At 34.9% G+C, this 16,224-nt stretch carries 12 protein-coding genes; 7 read left to right on the top strand and 5 right to left on the bottom strand.

Annotated elements, in window-relative coordinates; translation table 11 throughout:
- Window positions 1–6: 6 nt before the first annotated feature.
- Complete coding sequence (ilvY, locus tag J3U19_RS10145) at window positions 7–903, bottom strand: HTH-type transcriptional activator IlvY (protein ID WP_267341934.1); 897 nt, start codon at window positions 901–903, stop codon at window positions 7–9.
- A gap of 206 nt (window positions 904–1,109) precedes the next feature.
- On the opposite strand from ilvY, the gene prfC reads away from it, so the two are divergent.
- Window positions 1,110–2,702, top strand: a complete 1,593-nt coding sequence (gene prfC / locus J3U19_RS10150) for a peptide chain release factor 3 (protein WP_267346225.1) — start codon at window positions 1,110–1,112, stop codon at window positions 2,700–2,702.
- Between the two features lie 89 nt (window positions 2,703–2,791).
- Here prfC and J3U19_RS10155 read toward each other — a convergent pair whose 3' ends face one another.
- Genes J3U19_RS10155 through J3U19_RS10170 form a run of 4 tightly spaced genes read right to left on the bottom strand, consistent with a single transcriptional unit; the run spans window position 2,792 to window position 7,623 of the window.
- On the bottom strand, window positions 2,792–4,090 hold the full coding sequence (locus tag J3U19_RS10155) for a hypothetical protein (protein ID WP_267346227.1): 1,299 nt from the start codon (window positions 4,088–4,090) through the stop codon (window positions 2,792–2,794).
- Window positions 4,080–5,507, bottom strand: a complete 1,428-nt coding sequence (locus J3U19_RS10160) for a glycosyltransferase family 2 protein (protein WP_267341931.1) — start codon at window positions 5,505–5,507, stop codon at window positions 4,080–4,082. Before J3U19_RS10160 ends, J3U19_RS10155 begins: the two co-directional genes overlap by 11 nt.
- Window positions 5,504–6,445 (bottom strand): hypothetical protein, encoded by a 942-nt coding sequence (locus tag J3U19_RS10165; protein WP_267341930.1) that lies wholly within the window; start codon window positions 6,443–6,445, stop codon window positions 5,504–5,506. Before J3U19_RS10165 ends, J3U19_RS10160 begins: the two co-directional genes overlap by 4 nt.
- Window positions 6,433–7,623 carry a YaiO family outer membrane beta-barrel protein gene (locus J3U19_RS10170; protein ID WP_267346228.1) on the bottom strand — a complete coding sequence of 397 codons (1,191 nt, stop codon included), beginning with the start codon at window positions 7,621–7,623 and terminating at the stop codon, window positions 6,433–6,435. The genes J3U19_RS10165 and J3U19_RS10170 overlap by 13 nt, the downstream gene beginning before the upstream one ends.
- A 485-nt stretch (window positions 7,624–8,108) precedes the next feature.
- Between J3U19_RS10170 and ptrA the strand changes: the two genes are divergently transcribed.
- From ptrA to J3U19_RS10200, 6 genes are all read left to right on the top strand, one after another.
- Window positions 8,109–10,982, top strand: coding sequence for a pitrilysin (gene ptrA, locus J3U19_RS10175; RefSeq protein WP_267346230.1), 2,874 nt, complete (start codon window positions 8,109–8,111; stop codon window positions 10,980–10,982).
- 114 nt (window positions 10,983–11,096) lie between these two features.
- The gene (locus J3U19_RS10180; RefSeq protein ID WP_267346231.1) at window positions 11,097–11,969 is read left to right on the top strand and encodes a helix-turn-helix domain-containing protein; all 873 of its coding nucleotides are present in this window, start codon (window positions 11,097–11,099) and stop codon (window positions 11,967–11,969) included.
- A gap of 31 nt (window positions 11,970–12,000) precedes the next feature.
- Window positions 12,001–13,281, top strand: a complete 1,281-nt coding sequence (aroA, locus tag J3U19_RS10185) for a 3-phosphoshikimate 1-carboxyvinyltransferase (RefSeq protein ID WP_267341926.1) — start codon at window positions 12,001–12,003, stop codon at window positions 13,279–13,281.
- A 1-nt stretch (window position 13,282) separates the two neighbouring features.
- Window positions 13,283–13,963 carry a (d)CMP kinase gene (gene cmk, locus J3U19_RS10190; RefSeq protein WP_267341925.1) on the top strand — a complete coding sequence of 227 codons (681 nt, stop codon included), beginning with the start codon at window positions 13,283–13,285 and terminating at the stop codon, window positions 13,961–13,963.
- Between the two features lie 113 nt (window positions 13,964–14,076).
- On the top strand, window positions 14,077–15,759 hold the full coding sequence (gene rpsA, locus J3U19_RS10195) for a 30S ribosomal protein S1 (RefSeq protein ID WP_267341924.1): 1,683 nt from the start codon (window positions 14,077–14,079) through the stop codon (window positions 15,757–15,759).
- Window positions 15,760–15,859: 100 nt separating this feature from the next.
- Window positions 15,860–16,150, top strand: coding sequence for an integration host factor subunit beta (locus J3U19_RS10200; RefSeq protein ID WP_267341923.1), 291 nt, complete (start codon window positions 15,860–15,862; stop codon window positions 16,148–16,150).
- The last annotated feature ends 74 nt before the right edge of the window (window positions 16,151–16,224 follow it).

Raw genomic sequence — 16,224 nt, forward strand, 5'->3', positions numbered from 1 at the left:
TTTTGATTATTGGGTAGATTTAAGAACGCAAAGTGTCCAAAAAGCTGCAATGATCCTTTCAGACAATCGTCTTTTTTGGACACAAATACCCACATCAAATGGTTCCATTAAATTAGTTGACCATTCGGTTATTCGCTCTCGGATTCGTTCAGGACTGTTTTCCATAACTACTTTCGGTAACAACGCTACGCCACACCCTAATGCAACCATTGATACGATTGCTTCATGTCCAGCAACAGTAGCATAAATTTTCGGGCTGCTGATTTTTTGTTGTTTAAACCAAAGATCAATTCTGTGTCGGCTTGGTCCGTGTTCAGGTAAAATAAAAGGGATATTATCCCAATCAGGTTGTTTTTGATGCAGTTTATCACTAAAGGTACTGTTAAGTTTTGGTATCAATAGAACCATTTCAATTTCACCAAGCTTTAAAAATTCAACCCCAGCAGGTAATTGTTTGGGTTTACCTGCAATAGCTAAATCCGCAAGATTCGATTGAACTTTTTCAACGGCATCCGCTGCATCGCCAGTAGAAAGCTTAATTTCAACTTGAGGATAATGAATACGAAATCTATCAAGGATTTCAGGTAAATGACTATAAGCCGCGGTAACCGAACAAAAAAGGGTCAGTTCACCTGCTAATTGTTGATCGGATTGATCCAAATCTTGCTTTACTTGTTGATGTAGGTTCACAACTTGTTGAGCAAAACGTTTTATTTTTTCACCTTCAGGAGTAATTTGTACTTGGCGATTATCACGAATAAATAAGGTATAACCAAAATGTTCTTCCATGCGTTGGATCTGTCTTGATAACGTTGACGGACTTACGTGCATGGCATCAGCTGTCATACCAAAATGACACGTTTCGCATAAATGTAAGTACAACTTTAGATCACGGATATTCATAACAAGTTCCATTTTTATACTGAAACGTTAGTGTAACCTGAAACTTCTTGTCAAAAAGACAAACATCAGCTAACAATATTGAATGTAAACATTATGCATAGATAAACAAATAAGGCAAATAGCATCAGTTATAACATCAATGGCAAAACAGTCAGATACCTGTTAAAATATACGACTATTTTGTATGGATTAAGACAGTTAATTTTATGACAGAACAAGCTTATTTAGATGAGGTGAATGCACGTCGCACTTTTGCTATCATCTCGCATCCAGATGCGGGTAAAACAACCATTACTGAAAAAGTGCTTTTATTTGGGCAAGCAATTCAAACAGCGGGTACCGTTAAAGGTCGTGGAGCGAATGCTCAACATGCCAAATCAGACTGGATGGAGATGGAAAAACAGCGTGGTATTTCGATCACTACATCGGTTATGCAGTTTCCTTATAACAATTGCTTAGTTAACTTACTAGATACTCCTGGACATGAAGATTTCTCAGAAGATACTTATCGTACTTTAACTGCGGTAGATAGCTGCCTGATGGTCATTGATGCGGCTAAAGGGGTCGAGGATCGTACTCGTAAATTAATGGAAGTAACCCGTTTACGTACAACGCCAATATTAACCTTTATGAATAAGCTTGACCGTGACATTCGTGATCCAATGGAACTGCTTGATGAAGTTGAAAATGAACTTAATATTATGTGTGCTCCAATCACTTGGCCAATTGGTTGCGGTAAGTTATTTAAAGGTGTATATCATTTAGCTAAGGATGAAACGTATCTTTACCAATCAGGCAAAGGTCATACCATTCAAGAAGTTCGAATTATTAAAGGTCTAACAAATCCTGATTTAGATACTGCTGTAGGTGAAGATTTAGCCCAGCAACTGCGTGAAGAGTTAGAATTGGTACAAGGTGCATCAAACGAATTTGATTTAGAGGCTTTTTTGTCAGGCGATTTAACCCCAGTCTTTTTTGGTACCGCATTAGGTAATTTTGGTGTCGATCATATGCTTGATGGTTTAACGGTTTGGGCACCGACACCCCAACCACGGCAAACTGATAAACGAGAAGTTGCATCATCAGAAGAAAAGTTCAGTGGTTTTGTATTTAAAATCCAAGCTAATATGGATCCGAAACATCGTGACCGCGTGGCATTTATGCGCATTGTATCAGGTAAATACGAAAAAGGAATGAAGTTGCGTCATGTTCGTTTAAATAAAGATGTGAATATTTCTGATGCGTTAACTTTTATGGCCGGTGATCGTGAGCATGTTGAAGAAGCTTACGCTGGCGATATTATCGGTCTGCACAATCATGGCACAATTCAAATTGGTGATACTTTTACCCAAGGTGAAAATTTTAAATTTACTGGCATTCCTAACTTTGCACCAGAACTGTTCCGACGGATTCGTTTAAAAGATCCACTTAAACAAAAACAGTTATTAAAAGGACTGGTTCAGTTATCCGAAGAGGGTGCTGTGCAAGTATTTCGTCCCATCACCAATAATGATTTAATTGTCGGTGCTGTTGGGGTACTTCAGTTTGATGTGGTAGTTGCACGATTGAAATCGGAATATAATGTTGAGGCAATTTATGAGCCGGTTAATGTCACTACAGCGCGTTGGGTTGAGTGCAGCGATGTGAAAAAACTTGAAGAGTTTAAACGCAAATGTGAGCAAAATTTAGCGTTAGATGGTGGTGATAATCTATCTTATATTGCACCAAGTATGGTAAATCTGAATTTAACACAAGAGCGTTATCCTGATGTTGAATTTAGAAAGACACGCGAACATTGATCATTTTTTTATATGAATAAATGAAAATCTATTGATAATTAAAGAGCTGGTTTACCAGCTCTTATGCTTTACTTAAAAGACATTATAATTTATAAAGCAAGACCATGTAAGGCGATGCCGTCAAAAGAATTCCATTGAGTTAAGTCATTTCCCAGTAAATCTACCGTTTGAAATAATTTATCTTCGTCCCCCATAAAACTGATGTCTCTACTTCCTGCTCTAGGCGACAATGGCGAGGAGTAAGTATAAGTGTTACTATCGATATGCAGTTTATCTTTATTGAGTAAAATAAACTCTTTATCATTAAATTCGGCTTTTTCTAGCTCGTCACTGGTCAAAATTGGAATGTAAAAATTCTCAACTCCATCATCAAGTAGGCTATTTTCAAGCGCAATCATGATTTTTTGTTCGTTTTCATCTCCCCATATTAACCATTTCGCACTTATATTATAGATTTGAGTATAATCGGTACGATAAGCCATAATAGTATATCTTGAAATGTAGGATTGAATACTCTGTACGATTTGTTCACCATTGTCGATATAAAGTAACCAAAAAGGGATAACAATCTCGATTTTATCGCCCCATGACTGACTGAGCATTTTTATGGCATTATGCCAAAGTTTCCAAATATAATCGGGATCTTGATTGTAGTCATCTAACACATAAGGTTCGATGTCATATTGAATACCTGCAAGACAGGGTTTGTCTTCACGCATAGAACAAAACTGTTTAATGATTTTATTGCGTTCAATAGCATTTCTTAATCCTGAATCAATGACCATATCCGGTGAGCCTTCAACTGCAATAATTTTTATCTGATTTTCATAGGCAATATCGAGCAATTGATTTAATTGTTCTTTATATTTTATGTTTTCATTTTCAATTGCTAGTTGTAGATAGATTTGATTGATGCCTTTTGCTCTTATTTGGTTGATAAACTGTTCGGGAGAAGTATCCCAAGTACGAGTTTCCCAGTTCCACATTCCAAGATTGATTAATTTTTTTGTAATTATTTCCTCATTGGTCACGGGAAGTTGGGTATTTACTGTTTGATTGTCAAAGAGATCATCGTCAGTTTGTATCAAATCGGGCGTTTCATCCATATTGGTTGGTTTAATTACACTGTCGTTATTATAACCAGATAATACGTTATTGAAATTTTGTTCTTGTTTAGAGGAAACTGAGTTTAATATTCCGTTTTTAGTTTCACTAAAAATCGTTTTTTTCTCACACGGATGCAAATCATCATTTGCTTGCATCCATAAAGCGTTATAAGTACCGTTTTGAGTTGTTCCTACAAAACGATCAGCAGCAAAAGAAGAATGAATCATAAAAGCTATGATAAATAATAAGATAAATCGTATTGTAGCGGCATTATTTGTCAAATTTGACCCTTTCCATTTTTCCCCAAGTAATTTTACCTTTCTTTAATCGAAGAAACCCTCTGATTTTCCAATACAAACAAATTTGTCGATAACCGAAATTTTCCAGAAAAGAGATTAAAAAAAGGGACATCAAATATTTTACTTTATCTAATCCTTTAAGTAATAATCCATCAATAGAAATGGCGACAGAACTAATAAATATATTGTAACAAATGACTAACAAAAAGTAGGACAATATTATATTACCGTTTACAATCTGAAGATACCAAAAAAGCGGCAATAGCACGTAACCTAAGAGCTCAGACAACGGTCCGATAATATCGGTCAGTATTGAAAAAGGTAAAATTAAAAAACTTACCCTACTGTATTTTATATTAAAAATTAAGTTTTGGAAATGAAAAAATGTTTGCAAAGCGCCAATATGCCAGCGAATACGCTGATTTTGTAAAACTCTCCATTTTTCAGGTACCTGTGTCCAACAAATGGCAGTAGGTACATATTTAATTTTATAATCCACCTTTGAATCATAAATGTATTTATGTAATTTTACCGTAAAGTCATAGTCTTCACCTACCGAACCAACAGAAAAACCGCCAATACGAATAGCAAAATCCCGACGAAATAAGCCAAAAGCACCGGATATAATTGGTAATGCACTAATATGATTCCATGCAACTTTTGCCATTAAAAAAGATCGCATATATTCAATTATCTGTAATAGAACAATGTATTTTTGAGATAAGTTAATTTTTTTCACTAAACCATTTTTGATCAAACAACTATTAGCAACACGTACAGTTCCTCCAACTGCGATGGTTTTCGGATCATCAATAAAGGGAACCATAGCATTTGTAAGGGCATCAGGTGCTAAAATTGAATCCGCATCTAAAAGGCAAATAATGGGTGAACGGCTTAAATTAATCGCGGCATTATGTGCATCAGCCTTGCCACCATTCACTTTATCGATAACGCGTAACCGACTATCTTTGCGAGAAATATAAACCCCTTTTATTTTAGCGTGCGAAAGTAGATTGGGATTATTAGTATTGAGATTGTGTAATGTTCTTTCTAAGTTGAAAAATTGATTAATTAACTCAAAAGTATCGTCGGTTGATCCATCATTGACTACTATTACATCTGCATTGGGATAATCGGATGCAAGGATGGACTTAATACTTTCAATTATGGTAATACTTTCATTATAAGCGGGCATAATAATCGTAATTGGATGCAACATACCGTCATTTTTTTGTATGCTTTGTATTTTTCTTTCTTTGTGCGGATTATCAAAAAATACATATAACGCTATGATAAGTTGTATAAAGTAAATGAAAATTTGTAACAGTCCAATAAACATAATAAAATAAACTGTTACTTGCAGTGTAGAAATTAAAGCATCGTGTAGATAACTACTCATAATGTTGCCCATACCTGATTTTTATAAATACCATTATTGCTATCAGCCCAATAAACAAATAATTTAGTATCAAAATTAAAATTATTTGTTATTAGTTCCTGAATACTGCATATTTTTTCTTGATAACAAAGTTCATTAATGAAATTTAAAATGTAACAACTGTGAATTATTCCTGATGCTTTACATTGCAAACTGAGTAATGTTTCAAATAATTGTTGCATGTAATCTCGTTGATCTTCTCTGGCAAACATAACGTAAGGAGTGATGTAGTTATTGGAAATTTCCCTTAACATGGTTTGTAGCGTACCATCAAAATTTCTTGATTCTTCATCAATGACTTGAGATTCAAATTGTAATAAGTTATACGATGGAATAAGGCGGAGAAAACAAAATAATCCTTTTTGTGGTATGGAATTAAACAGTTTAGTAATGAGTTCAACTAATGATACATTAGGATCACTGACCACTAAGCTTAATGCTGCAGCGATAGCGACTTCTTGACGACGATCTAAACAAGCTCTTTCTAATGCACTAAATGATTTTTGGCATGGATAATAAGACAACATATTGGCAGCTTCAATACGTTGTTGAACCGTTCCTTTTAGTAAAAGTAAACGTAATTTTTTTTGGAACGTTTCTTCCGCAAAAAAAGGAAGAAATTTTTGCAATTCATAGCGCTGTCTTTTGGCAAAAAAAGAGACAATAAGTATAAGTGAACCTGACGATAATGTTTTATCAACGGTATTTTTAAAAATAATATGATTATTTTGTTTAATACTTTTGTTGTAAGCGGTGATTAAGGTTAATTTTAATTTGTTATAGTGACGGCGTTGTTTTCTTCTTTTACAGTAAATTATTGATGTTATGATTATCACAATGCAACCCAACAGCACCAAACTACCATTATAAATATTGATGTAACGTATTAAAATATCCATTTTATTCCGCAGCCTAAAGTTTTTTTGTTATATAATTTACGGTTATGGGTCGTTTCTTTACGATCTTCGTCAGTATAGTTGAGGTTTAAGGTAACAATTTCAGTAATATCATAAGAGAGGCCAACAAAACGAGCAGTTACTTTAATTAACGAACGAGTCAAATTGCTTGATCGATCTGATGTTTCTTGAGAATTGGAATAGCCTGCAAATAAGCGGAGTTTTTCCGTAGGAGAAGCGGCTATTTTAACTAAAAAACCACTCATATGTTTATTATCTTGATCAAAGGTATTATTCCATTTTCCAGATAAAGAAAGTCGTTCACCAAAAAAATATTGAGTTATACCTGGATCAATACTTTTTATGTTGCCATCATTGTAATGATCAAGCTTCAAATCTAAAGTAACATGAAAAGAGTTAACATCATCATTTATCGAATTAAATAAGGTGTAATCGATTCCATTTATCAATGTGTATTTAGAAAATAATTTATTTGAGGAAGAGACAAATCCTGTTAAATAACCATACGCTTTATTGTTGAACGTATGCCATAGTGTCCCTCCATACTTTTGATCGTTCATATGAAAACGATGGGATTGTGCGAAGTAACCCGTAATGGTATCTGTTTTGGATAATTTATAAGATAGAGCCATCTCCATTTCGTTCCAATCAGCGTAAGATTTTGATAAATGGCTATGAGTACCACCTAAATTAAACTCCCAATTATGTATAGAATTTTTTACAGCTTCGATACTTTTGCTAATTGTTAATAACTGAATATCGTTAGGTGATTGCTCTAAATATTGATTGAGCAGTTTTTCCGCTTTGTTAGGGTCATCAGGATTTTGCGCTAGAATAACGCTAACCAGGCCATATTGTGCATCAATATAATCAGGCGTAATGGATAAAGCGTCTTGAAATGATTGTTTGGCTTGATCTAATTTGCCTAAAGCATAATAATTGAAGCCCAATTGGACCAAAATATCAGAATTAGTTGGTGATAGTTCATAGGCAAGTTGCAATTTTGACAATGAAAGGTCGTAATTCTGAAACTTTTTAGCTTCTATACTCTCTTTTAACAGTTGATCGGCTTTAACTGCATTATCAAAATCGTTGGTGTTGGCTATCACTGAGGAACTATAAGTTAAGATACTAATTATTAAGACTATTTTACAGAACATATAAAACCTTAATCCATTATATTCTTGCTTGGTATTTTGTGTGTAAGTACTTGTTACCAATTAATATACTGCTAGTCTGACCATAATTTGGCAGAATTAAATTAAGGAGTATTTAGATACAAATGAACGAAATACTCCCTTCCTTTTTGAATCAATGCATTTTCGATAAAAATCTAAACTACTTTGAATCAATTGCAGCTACTAACTAATAGTGTTAATTTGAACTGATTCTGATACCGATAAGAACGTATCATTTTTGTGAAATAAAATGGTAAACAATTTATAACATTACTGAACTGACCGTATTATGGTTGAGATTACTTATTCAACAGTAGTGATTGGATTATAGTATTCTTTTTAGACAAAAGAAATTTGACCTTCGTTAATTTTTGTTAAGAAATTTTAACGTGCAAATAATGTGTGTTTCTCTCCCTAATTGCTTAAAAAAAGACTATAATATTATTTTTTTGTTAGGCGAAGATTATATGGATAAGATAAAAATTATTTTTTTTATAATATCAGTGCTTTTTATTTTTAATTCCTCTTTTGCAATTGAAAACAAAATTTCCTTCCCAGCGCTTTTAGAGAAAATACAACAAAGTGATCGCGATAAGCGTCAATATGAAGTAATTGAATTAGCCAATCAAATGCGGGTACTATTGGTATTCGATCCTAAAGCGGCAAAATCATTAGGCTCATTAGCTTTACCAGTGGGATCACTGCAAGATCCTAAAGATCAACAAGGATTAGCTCACTACACAGAACATATGGTACTGATGGGATCCAAAAAGTACCCTAAACCCTCAAGTTTTTCCGAATTTTTAAACCGTCATGCGGGCAGCTATAATGCCAGTACTGCTGCACATCGAACTGCTTTTTATTTTGAAGTTGAAAACAGTGCTTTAGATACCGCGATGGATTATTTGGCCGATGCGATAGCGGAACCTAAATTAGATTCTAATTTTGCGGATAAAGAACGCAATGCGGTTAATGCTGAAATGACAATGGCCAGATCAACCGATGGCTTTAGAATCCGGCAAGTTAATGCGGAAACCATCAATCCTGATCATCCTGCAGCGCAATTTGCAGGCGGTAACTTAGAAACATTAAGTGATAAACCAAACAGTAAATTACAAGATGCATTAGTCGCATTTCATAAAAATTACTATTCATCCAATATTATGGTAGGGGTGATTTATAGTAATCAATCTATTAGTAAATTGGCAAAATTAGCTGAAACAACTTTTGGCAAAATTCCGAATAGAAATGTCACTGCTCCTAAAGTGGATAAACCGGCTTTAACACCAAATGTACTAAGTAAACAAATTGCTATGGTGCCAGCACAACCGAAAAAAGTGCTATTTTTACAGTTCCCAATGGAAAGTAATTTGGCTAAATTTGCCGATAAAACCGATGAATATATCAATTATTTGATCAGCAATAACAGCCAAAATACATTATCCGATCAACTGAAAAAGCAAGGATTAATTGAAGCAATAAGTTCAACTTATGATTCTATACGTTATGGTAATAGTGGTACGTTTAGTATAAATGTCAGTTTAACTGATGAAGGCCTCGCTCAGAAAGATAAAGTGATTGGTGCGATTTTTAATTATTTACAATTAATTCAAAAGCAGGGTGTTTCTGACGCCTATTATGAAGAGCTTAAAAAAGTTCTAGCTTTAGAATTTAAGTATGAAGATGTAGATCGGGATATGTCTTATGTTGAATGGCTATCTGATCAGATGTTGTTATATCCAGTACAAAATATATTAAATTCCAATTACATTGCCACTAATTTTGATAAAGCGGCAATTATTGCTCGCTTGAAAAGTTTAACGCCTGATAATACCCGAGTTTGGGTGATTTCACCAGATCAAAACACGGATAAAACTGCTTATTTTGTCAATGCACCTTATAAAATTGAAAATATCACTAGCGAACAAAAAGCTCGTTGGTCAACATTGGGTAAGAGTTTTACCTTCTCTTTACCTCAATTAAATCCTTATATTCCTGATGATTTCTCAATTGTGAAACAAAATTATGATCAAGCTCAACCAACAGAGTTTAGTAAACGTGGTAATCATATCCATTTTGTAAGTCAGTATTTCAAAAATGAACCTAAAGCTGCTATTGTCGTCTCTTTGCGTAGCAATCAAGCCTTTGCTTCAGCCAAAGCGGATGTCGCTTTTGAATTACTTGACTATATTGCAAACCGAAGTTTGAGTGATTTACAATTTCAAGCTGCGGTAGCGGGGATCTCGTTATCCACTCAAGGTGATAATGGCTTGATGATCTTAGCAAGTGGTTTTAGTCAACACTTATCCAAAATGGTGACAGCCGTTCTTGATGGTTATCGTAATGTCACTATTGATGAACAAACTTTAGCTTTAGCGAAATCTTGGTATCTACAAAAACTTGATAATGCCGATCATGCTAAAAGTTACTGGCTAGCTGTTCAACCCATTAATGCTCTATCTGTGTTACCTCGTTATTTTGAACGAGATGAACGACGTCAAATTACGGCCAATATTACTATTAAAGATATTGTCGATTATCGTGATAACTTACTTTCTCGCTCTGTGCCATATATGATTAGTTTAGGTAATTTATCTAACGAGAACTCTTTAGATCTTTACCACTCTATCCAAAAAACATTAGTACGGGATGTTGAATATACACCGAGTGAAAACATTATTATCAAAAATTCGCTGGATGCTAAAATTATTCAACAAGCAAAGAGTACTGATAATGCCTTAATAATGGGTTATATTCCAACAGGCTATAATAGAATTCGTAGTGGTATATTAAGTTATACTTTGTCTAAAATCCTATCCCCATGGTTTTATGATCAAATACGGACTAATGAACAATTAGGTTATGCAGTATTTGCAACTCCGATGACAATAGGTGATTCCATAGGAATAAGCTTTACAGTACAAAGTAACCAATATGATCCAGCTTATTTATTTAAACGCTATCAAGAATTTTATCCAGTGATATCAAATAAATTGCAGGCTTTATCTAAAGATGATATTAATCAATATAAAAAAGCAGTGTTTGAAGAATTGACTATGCCACCACAAACTTTAGATGAAGAATTAAGCCGTTATTTACCTGACTATCGAAATAACCGTTTCGCGTTTGATTCATTGACAAAAAAAATTGAGCAAGTGAAGAAAATCACCAAGCAAGATCTTATTGACTTTTATCATCGCTCCATTATAGAACCCAAAGGTTTAGTCTTAGCGTCCCAAGTATTAGGTAAACGCCAAACTGATGCAAAGCAACCAGAAGCAATTTCAGAATTTACCGAATATGAAAAAGTTTCAGCTTTACAAAAGGTTCTATTAAACTGATTTCTGTTTTAAATATGAACCTAAAAATAGGTTCAACCTGATAAATTTTTACAAAAATTGGCATTGTTATCACCATGTGATACACTGCCAAAATCCTAATGTTTTGAGTGTATTATGATTACTGGAACGATTGATTATTGTGCTATAGGTCAGCGCTTGCGCGCATATCGTATTGCTGCTTCGCTAAAAGCAGAAGATGTTGCAAAAAATCTTAAAATTTCACGAGCAGCGGTATATCGGTTAGAGAAAGGTGAAATTGTTAAAATTGAAACATTAGAACGGTTGGCTTTTTTACTCAATACCTCTTTTGCAAGTTTACTTGGAATTGATACAGAATATTATTCAAGTGGCGAAGGTTTTTTTGAACGTATGCGACAACTTGAAGAACAATCAACTCATATTTATTCTCATTTCGATCCTTTCTCATTTTTATTAACTTCACCAAACTATCTTAATCATTTAGCTATGATGATAGAAGAGTCTAGTGAGTCAATTGAACCGCAAAAATATGCAGTTATTTTGTCAATTTTAAAACATCGTAAAATACAATTTTACCAGTCAATTCCTAAGGTGATAAACTTAATTAGTTTACGTAATGTTGAACGTTTTTTGCATATCGGCTTAGTCGGTAACTTAACCATTTCGCCAGGTAAAAAATCAGAAAGGATGCTGCTTGCTCGTAAAGAAGTCTATCATTTAATTGAACTCATTGAACAACAATCTTATGCGCCAACCATCGCTATTACTCAAGAAGCGATTCCATCAATTGCTTTTCAAATTTTTTATCAAAATGGTGAGCCAATTTCACTTGCAATGAGCCCTTTTCGTTTAGGCGAATTACCAAATGTGACAACAGGTATTGCTTCAATTACCTCTTCGAATGATGCCATTAAACGCTATCGCTCGTTATTTGATAGATTATGGAAAAATAGTGCCAAAGATGAGCATGCCATTGATTTGTTAAAAACAACACTAGATAAATTTTAAAAAACTACAATAAATATTAAAGAGAGTCATCATGTTATCCTTAACTTTACAACCAATAAAAAAATTTAACGGCACCATTAATTTACCCGGTTCTAAAAGTGTGTCTAATCGTGCATTACTATTATCCGCTTTGAGTAAGGGTAATACGCGTTTAACCAATTTACTTGATAGTGATGATGTCCGCTATATGCTAGATGCTTTATCGGCTTTGGGTGTGAAGTATCAGCTATCACATGATAGAACCATCTGTGATGTCGAAGGTGTAGGTGGTATGTTACCTTCGTCAAACGCCTTAAAACTTTTTTTAGGGAATGCTGGTACCGCAATGCGACCACTCGCTGCGGCTTTATCTTTAGGCAATAATAATATTGTACTAACCGGTGAGCCACGCATGAAAGAGCGTCCAATTGGTCACCTAGTTGATTCTCTCCGTCAAGGTGGTGCTAAAATTGATTATCTTGAAAATGAAGGTTATCCGCCATTACACATTCATGGTGGTTTTATTGGCGGTAATATTCAGGTTAATGGTTCAGTTTCTAGCCAATTTTTAACTGCATTATTAATGGCTTCACCATTGGCGCCAAACGATACTCAAATTACGATAATTGGAGATTTAGTATCTAAGCCTTATATTGATATTACAATTAAAATGATGGCGATTTTTGGTGTAACAGTCACAAATCATCATTATCAAAAGTTTACAATTAAAGCCAACCAATGTTATCAATCGCCGGGCAATTATTTGGTTGAGGGTGATGCTTCATCCGCTTCTTATTTTTTAGCTGCTGCTGCGATTAAAGGTGGTACAGTACGAGTTACAGGTATCGGTAAAAAAAGTTTACAAGGCGACACTCAGTTTGCCCATGTACTTGAAAAAATGGGCGCTAAAATTACTTGGGCAGATGACTATATTGAGTGTACTAGTTGTGATTTAAATGGCATCGATATGGATATGAATCATATTCCTGATGCAGCAATGACCATTGCAACAACAGCACTTTTTGCGAAAGGACCAACAACAATTCGCAATATTTATAACTGGCGCGTAAAAGAAACTGACCGTTTATATGCGATGGCAACTGAATTAAGAAAAGTTGGCGCTACGGTTGATGAAGGTGAAGATTATATTACAATCGTTCCTCCAGCTAAATTAACCCATGCTGAGATAAAAACTTATAATGATCACCGTATTGCAATGTGTTTTTCATTAGTGGCATTATCGGATACACCAATAACAATATTAGATCCTAAATGTACAATGAAAACTTTTCCAGATTATTTTGAACAATTTAAACGTTTAAGTGAAGAATAAAATGAATCGATCTGTTCCTGTTATTGCCGTTGATGGCCCAAGTGGTGTTGGTAAGGGTACATTATGTCAAGCGTTGGCAAATCATTTTAAATGGCGTCTTTTGGATTCCGGAGCAATTTATCGCGTTCTTGCACTTTCGGCGCTTAAACAAAATATTGCTCTTGATGACGAGCAAAAACTTGCCCAATTAGCGTTTAATTTGCCATTGGCATTTGATACAACTGGTAGTGAAGTAAAAGTTTTGTTAAATAATCTCGATGTTTCAAAAGAGATTCGCACAGAACAAACCGGTGGAGCAGCCTCAAAAGTTGCCGCAATGAATAGTGTTCGAACCGCTTTATTACAACGCCAACGAGACTTTAGACAGGCACCAGGATTAATTGCTGATGGTCGAGATATGGGAAGTGTTGTGTTCAAAGATGCGCCTGTTAAGATATTTCTGGATGCGAGTGCGGAGTCCCGAGCAGAAAGAAGAATGAAACAGTTGCAAGAGAAGCAAAATCATGTTAAATTCGCCGAAATTTTGCAGGAGATAACTGCGCGTGATGAGCGCGATCGAAATCGAACTGTTGCGCCACTTAAACCTGCGGATGATGCTTTAATAATTGATACCACATCCCTATCTATTCAAGATGTTTTCAATCAATCTATTAAGTATATAAATAAAGAACTTGCATTGTAAGTTTTTTCTTGCAGTGTAGAACTAGCTCCTATATAAGGATGTATGGAGTATCACCAACAACCCCACAAGACAGGATGTAATGTGGACGTTAATTTTAACTAAAGTATATAAATATGACTGAATCTTTTGCTCAACTCTTTGAAGAGTCTTTAAATCAACTAGACACTCGTTCTGGTAATATGATCCGTGGTACTGTCGTTGCAATCGACAAAGATGTTGTTTTAGTTGATGCTGGTTTAAAATCTGAATCAGCAATTCCAGTAGAGCAGTTTAAAAATGCACAAGGCGAATTAGAAGTTCAAGTTGGCGATGTAGTTGATGTCGTTCTTGATTCTATTGAAGATGGCTTTGGCGAAACAATCTTATCTCGTGAAAAAGCTAAACGTCACGAAGCGTGGCTAACATTAGAAAAAGCAGTTGAAGATGCTGCAACAGTATTAGGTGTAATCAATGGTAAAGTTAAAGGTGGCTTTACGGTTGATCTAAATGGCGTTCGCGCGTTCCTTCCTGGTTCGCTTGTTGATGTTCGTCCATTACGCGATACTTCTCATATTGAAAACAGAGAAATCGAATTAAAAGTTATTAAATTAGACCAAAAACGTAACAACGTAGTTGTTTCACGTCGTGCTGTTATTGAATCTGAAAATAGTGCAGAAAGAGAACAACTTCTTGAAAATCTACAAGAAGGTTCAGAAGTTAAAGGTATTATCAAAAATCTTACTGATTACGGTGCATTCGTTGATCTTGGCGGTGTTGATGGGTTACTTCATATCACTGATATGGCTTGGAAACGTGTTAAACATCCAAGTGAAGTGGTTGAAGTGGGTCAAGAATTACTTGTTAAAGTACTTAAATTTGACAAAGATCGTTCACGCGTATCTCTTGGCTTAAAACAATTAGGCGAAGATCCATGGGTATCAATTGCTAAACGTTACCCTGAAGGAACTAAAGTAACTGGAAAAGTAACCAACTTAACTGATTACGGTTGTTTTGTTGAAATTGAAACGGGTGTTGAAGGTTTAGTTCACGTTTCTGAAATGGATTGGACAAACAAAAACATCCACCCATCTAAAGTTGTTAGCTTAGGTGATGTGGTTGAAGTCGTTGTTCTTGAAATTGATGAAGAACGTCGTCGTATCTCTCTCGGTCTTAAACAATGTAAACCAAATCCATGGTTACAATTTGCTGAATCACACAATAAAGGTGATAAAGTTAGCGGTAAGATCAAATCAATTACTGATTTTGGTATCTTCATTGGTTTAGATGGTGGTATCGATGGTTTAGTTCATCTTTCAGACATCTCATGGAATATGCCTGGTGAAGAAGCTGTTAAATCTTATAAGAAAGGCGATGATATCGAAGCTGTTGTGTTACAAGTTGATGCAGAACGTGAACGTATCTCTTTAGGTATTAAACAACTTGAAGATGATCCATTCAGTAGCTTTGCTGCTAACTACAAAAAAGGCACAATCGTTAAAGGTACTGTTACTACAGTTGATGCTAAAGGTGCAACTATTGAAATCGCAGAAGGTATTGAAGGTTACTTAAAAGCCCAAGATATCGCTCGTGAACGTATCGAAGATGCAACTACTGTATTAAAAGCTGGTGATGAAGTTGAAGCTAAGATTGTTAACATCGATCGTAAAACTCGTGCAATTTCGTTATCAATTCGTGCGAAAGATGAAGCAGACGAAAAAGAAGCACTTGCAGCGGTGAATAACACGACTACTCAAGAAGATGCATCATTTACTAACGCAATGGCGGAAGCATTTAAAGCAGCATCAAAAACTGAGTAAAAATTGTTTATGCAAAGAGTAAAGAGGGCTTGCCCTCTTTTTCTTTTGTAGTATAAAATGAATTGATTTTATGCCGCGCAAAAATTAATTAGGAGTGACCATGAACAGATCAGATTTAGCAGAAAAAATAGCCAACTGGCGGGCACACCTTCCCGTGCAGCTAGTTGACGATGCTGTGAGAGATATTATCGAACAGATCGCTTTGGCTATGGAAAGTAATGATCGTGTTGAAATTCGAGGTTTTGGTAGTTTCAGTTTAAATTACCGAGCCCCACGTAAAGCAAGAAATCCTAGAACTGGTGGTAATGTAGAAGTTAAACACAAATATATTCCTCACTTTAAACCGGGTAAAGAATTACGTGAAAGAGTGGATAATGCTGCTAAAGCGTAATATGTAAATATTATCGTTTTTGAAGCCTTTGAGTAAAATCAAAGGCTTTTTATTTCACTACCATTTAATCACGA

Source organism: Gilliamella sp. B2828 (genome assembly GCF_026537125.1).
Classification (GTDB): Bacteria; Pseudomonadota; Gammaproteobacteria; order Enterobacterales; family Orbaceae; genus Gilliamella.

Coding starts and splice junctions, on each gene's coding strand:
- ilvY (WP_267341934.1), bottom strand. CDS start 903: ATGAATATCCGTGATCTAAAGTTGTACTTACATTTATGCGAAACGTGT.
- prfC (WP_267346225.1), top strand. CDS start 1,110: ATGACAGAACAAGCTTATTTAGATGAGGTGAATGCACGTCGCACTTTT.
- J3U19_RS10160 (WP_267341931.1), bottom strand. CDS start 5,507: ATGAGTAGTTATCTACACGATGCTTTAATTTCTACACTGCAAGTAACA.
- J3U19_RS10165 (WP_267341930.1), bottom strand. CDS start 6,445: ATGGATATTTTAATACGTTACATCAATATTTATAATGGTAGTTTGGTG.
- J3U19_RS10170 (WP_267346228.1), bottom strand. CDS start 7,623: ATGTTCTGTAAAATAGTCTTAATAATTAGTATCTTAACTTATAGTTCC.
- ptrA (WP_267346230.1), top strand. CDS start 8,109: ATGGATAAGATAAAAATTATTTTTTTTATAATATCAGTGCTTTTTATT.
- J3U19_RS10180 (WP_267346231.1), top strand. CDS start 11,097: ATGATTACTGGAACGATTGATTATTGTGCTATAGGTCAGCGCTTGCGC.
- aroA (WP_267341926.1), top strand. CDS start 12,001: ATGTTATCCTTAACTTTACAACCAATAAAAAAATTTAACGGCACCATT.
- cmk (WP_267341925.1), top strand. CDS start 13,283: ATGAATCGATCTGTTCCTGTTATTGCCGTTGATGGCCCAAGTGGTGTT.
- rpsA (WP_267341924.1), top strand. CDS start 14,077: ATGACTGAATCTTTTGCTCAACTCTTTGAAGAGTCTTTAAATCAACTA.
- J3U19_RS10200 (WP_267341923.1), top strand. CDS start 15,860: ATGAACAGATCAGATTTAGCAGAAAAAATAGCCAACTGGCGGGCACAC.